Source organism: Candidatus Cloacimonadota bacterium (assembly GCA_011372345.1).
In the GTDB taxonomy this organism is placed as follows: domain Bacteria; phylum Cloacimonadota; class Cloacimonadia; order Cloacimonadales; family TCS61; genus DRTC01.
In genome coordinates, this window is the sequence record DRTC01000579.1 from 1 (window position 1) to 3,754 (window position 3,754).

3 protein-coding genes are annotated in these 3,754 nt (G+C 32.7%); all 3 read right to left on the reverse strand.

Annotated elements, in window-relative coordinates; translation table 11 throughout:
* Window positions 1-324, reverse strand: a 324-nt coding sequence (locus tag ENL20_11120) for a hypothetical protein (GenBank protein HHE39102.1), incomplete at its 3' end; no start/stop codon positions are given.
* A 52-nt stretch (window positions 325-376) separates the two neighbouring features.
* Window positions 377-691 carry a hypothetical protein gene (locus ENL20_11125; GenBank protein HHE39103.1) on the reverse strand — a complete coding sequence of 105 codons (315 nt, stop codon included), beginning with the start codon at window positions 689-691 and terminating at the stop codon, window positions 377-379.
* Between the two features lie 477 nt (window positions 692-1,168).
* Complete coding sequence (locus ENL20_11130; protein ID HHE39104.1) at window positions 1,169-3,526, reverse strand: tetratricopeptide repeat protein; 2,358 nt, start codon at window positions 3,524-3,526, stop codon at window positions 1,169-1,171.
* Window positions 3,527-3,754: the final 228 nt, after the last annotated feature.

Consider the following 3,754-nt stretch of genomic DNA (forward strand, 5'->3'; position numbering starts at 1 on the left):
AATCTCAGAACCATCGATTGTAGCACCTCTCAGCATTGTATAGTTAGTATCTTCATCAATGAAAATGCTAATTAAGGTTGTTTCATCCAGCGCAATTGTTTTTTGCATCATACCATTTTGATAAAATTCATAATCATCATTCCACTCGATTATTCCCGGATGTCTCAAATCGTCTCTACTGCTTAAAGCTGCAAGTTCGGATGCTGTTAAATGTCTGGTTTCAGTTGTTAAATCCGTTTCAGGAGTCGTTAGATATTGCGGTTTTTCTGCATTCAATAATACAGCGGAAACAACCAACATAAAAAAACAGAATACTTTTTTCATAATTTCCTCCGATTTTTTTCTTATTTTGATAAATTGATTTCTCTTATGTTTTTCATCGTTTTACACCAATTAATTTATTTAATGAAATGTGTTTTCCTGATACAGGATGCATTAATTCAATATCGTTGTTATATTTACCGGATTCATCTCCGACCTGAAATAATTGTATGTCCGGATTGTGAGCAAGCAATTTCGGAATAATTTTTTTATTGTTCCCAATCAGAATAATGTCCGGTTTGATCTTCTTACTGATGCTGAATACATCATTTTCGGAAACAGCAAAATGGATACTGATATCATCAAGTTTATTGAGAGAATCTATAATACCGATAATTGCATTTTTCAAATTATAGAGCAGAACTTTCATTAATCCTCTTTTTGAAATATTCGTAAATCCGGAATGAATGAACGAATAGTTCTCGTAATTCACTATAATTATAGCATAATCAGTGCCAGAGGCTTCAACTCTTTTGTTTACAATAAGTTACAGAGTGCTTTGTGATGTTAATGAAAATTTATCTGGGAAAATGATGTAAAATGGGTCGAAATCGTCCCGCAAAAATTCTAAAATCTGTTGAATACTTCCGTATTTCCTTTTATTTATAAAAGTTGTGGGTTTTTTATATTCAGGACGAAATTGACCTGAAATTATCTCATTTTGTTACTTTTTTTGAAATGCGTAAAATTAGAAAATTGATTTAAAGTGTCTTATAATGAGTGATTAGAAGGTATTTCTCATTAAATTAAATGGCATTTTTATTCTGAAATTTTGGGACGATTTCGTCCAGTTTTATGAAGCGAGAATCTTTCTCTTTCTTCGATTGTTCTCAACTATAAACCGGTTTCAATTCGAGTTCGGCTTTAATCCGTATTTTTTGATTCTTCTTTCGATAACCTTGCGATTAACATTCAGCAGTTCGGCTGCTTTTCGTTGGTTGAATCCGCTTGCTTTCAATGCTTTTAGAACCAGTTTTTTTTCCATTTCTTCCAGCGGAATAATATCATCGAATTTTTCACAATCCGCATTTGCTTTCGGTATGACGAAATGTTCCGGTTTCAGAGTAGATGAATCTGAAATTAAAACCGCTCGTTCGACCAAATTTCGCAGTTCTCTCACATTTCCTGGGAAATCATAATTCATTAATTCAAGATGCACTTTATCATCGATTCTGGAAATTTTCTTATTCAGGGTTTTTGTGAACATTTTAACGAAATGTCTGACCAACAGCGGAATATCTTCCTTCCTTTCCCGAAGCGGCGGAATGTGGATCACGAATGAAGACAGACGATGATAAAGGTCATCTCTGAAAGAATGTTCGTTTACCTTTTGCAGCAGATTGATATTGGTTGCACAGATGATGCGAACATCGACCGGAATTTCCTTTAAAGAACCAATGCGCAGGATTTTGTGTTCTTCCAGAACACGCAGAAGTTTTGCCTGCTGCCGAATGGACATTGTGCCGATCTCATCAAGAAACAGCGTGCTTTTATCGGCAATCTCAAACCAGCCGATTCTGGTGGAAGCGGCTCCGGTAAAGGAATTTTTTTCATAACCGAAAAATTGACTTTCAAATAATGCATCGGGAATTGCGGCGGAATTGACGGAATAGAAATTTTTTTTACTTCTTTTGCTGAATTTGTGAATATTATGAGCAACTATTTCCTTACCTGTGCCACTTTCACCCGAAATTAACACATTCGTAGTATCCGATTTGGCAACGATTGAAATCAAATTAATAATTTTCTTTATGATTTCACTTTCTCCGATTAATGTTGATCCTATTTGTTTATTAAGTTCGCTTGAGACAAATTTATATTTTATTTCGCTATGGTGAAGTTTATCCAAAGCATCCTGCAATTCTTCTTTTTGTTTTTCGATTAATTTATTTTTTGTTTCCAATTCCTTATTTTTTTTTCTTAAAATCTCCGCCTCTTTCTCTTTCTGCTCAGTTTCATATTTTGTCTGCATTTCCGCTATTTTTCTCATATTTTCTTCATTATAAGTTTCTTCTTTTATCTCAGCATATTTTTTAAATTTTATCAGAGCATTTTTATAATTTTTTTGTTTTTCATAAATTTCAGAGATAATCTTTTGAATCATAAAGATTTTTGTTTTCATTTGCGATTCTTCCGCCAATTTCAGAGCTTCTGTCAGCAGAGCTTGCGATTTTTCGTAATCTTCAAGAATCTTATATTCCTGAGCAATATTCATCAGAATTGTAACCACATCACTTTTATGACCGTAATTTCTCTTTATTTTGAGAGCATTCTCATAATTTGAAATTGCCTTTGAATGCTCGTTTGCATCGGAATAAACAATTGCCAGATTATTTAAAATTGCCGCGGAGGTGAAATTATCCTTCAATTCTTCCGACAATTTCAAAGAAGAATGATAATACTTCAGAGCCTGTTCTTTATTATTCATTCTATAGGAAGTTGTTCCGAGATTATTCAAAGATTTGGAAATTCCTGTTTTATTTTCACCTTTTTTGTAAAGTTCCAGTGCTTTGAGGAAAAATCCGTGTGCATCCGCGATTTTGTTCATACTTTTATAAGTTTCTCCGATATTGATAAAAACATTTTCCAGACCGATTCCCTGATGATATTTTTCCCTTAATGCAACTGATTCCAACATATATTTTAATGCTTTTGGGAAATCACCAGTTTTTGTGAAAATACTTCCCATTTGAACCAGAATATTTGCATAAAGTAAATTTCTTTTATCCAGATTTTCCAGACAATCTTTATATATTTTCAGGGCTTTTTGATACTCACTTTTCCAGTAGTAGATCATTCCGATAAGTCTGTTGATATCAACTATATCTTCTGTTAGATTTACAGATTTATAAATTTCCTTTGCGGAAAAATAGTATTGCAGTGAATCGTCAAAATGATGTTGTTCCATCAGCAATGAACCGAGATTCCTTTTCGCTTTTGCGATTTCGATTTGATCTTCCGAAGCAATGGCAATATCCAGAACTCTGTTCAGATAGATTCTTGATTTTTTAAGATTTCCGTTGTTGAAATACATTATGCCGATAATCTTATTAATTTCAACTTCTGCTTTTTTGTTATTATTTTTTATTGCGATTTTCATCGCTTTTTCGGCATATTCTGTTCTTTCTCTTTCAGAAAGTTTGGGATTTTTGCATTGAGTAATTAAATCGGTTAATTTTTTCTGAAAATCTGCTTTCATATTCATCTTTTTTCCTCTTTCTTTGAATTTTTTTTTTGGTTTGTTAGTGTCAATAAAAAAGGAAAATAGCAAAAGAAAAAGGATAAAATGGATATAAGAACGAATGCCTTGAAATAATAACTGAAATATAAATTAACAGCTTACAAAAATTTGATATACTTTTTCATTCTTTATTTTTTTAAAGGACTAATTGTTGCTAATGGTTGGAATGCGACACGCCGAAGGCTGTGGAGC

Bases quoted from the DNA above. Each gene is read 5' to 3' on its own strand.
- ENL20_11130 (HHE39104.1), bottom strand. From the start codon at position 3,526: ATGAATATGAAAGCAGATTTTCAGAAAAAATTAACCGATTTAATTACT.
- ENL20_11125 (HHE39103.1), bottom strand. From the start codon at position 691: ATGAAAGTTCTGCTCTATAATTTGAAAAATGCAATTATCGGTATTATA.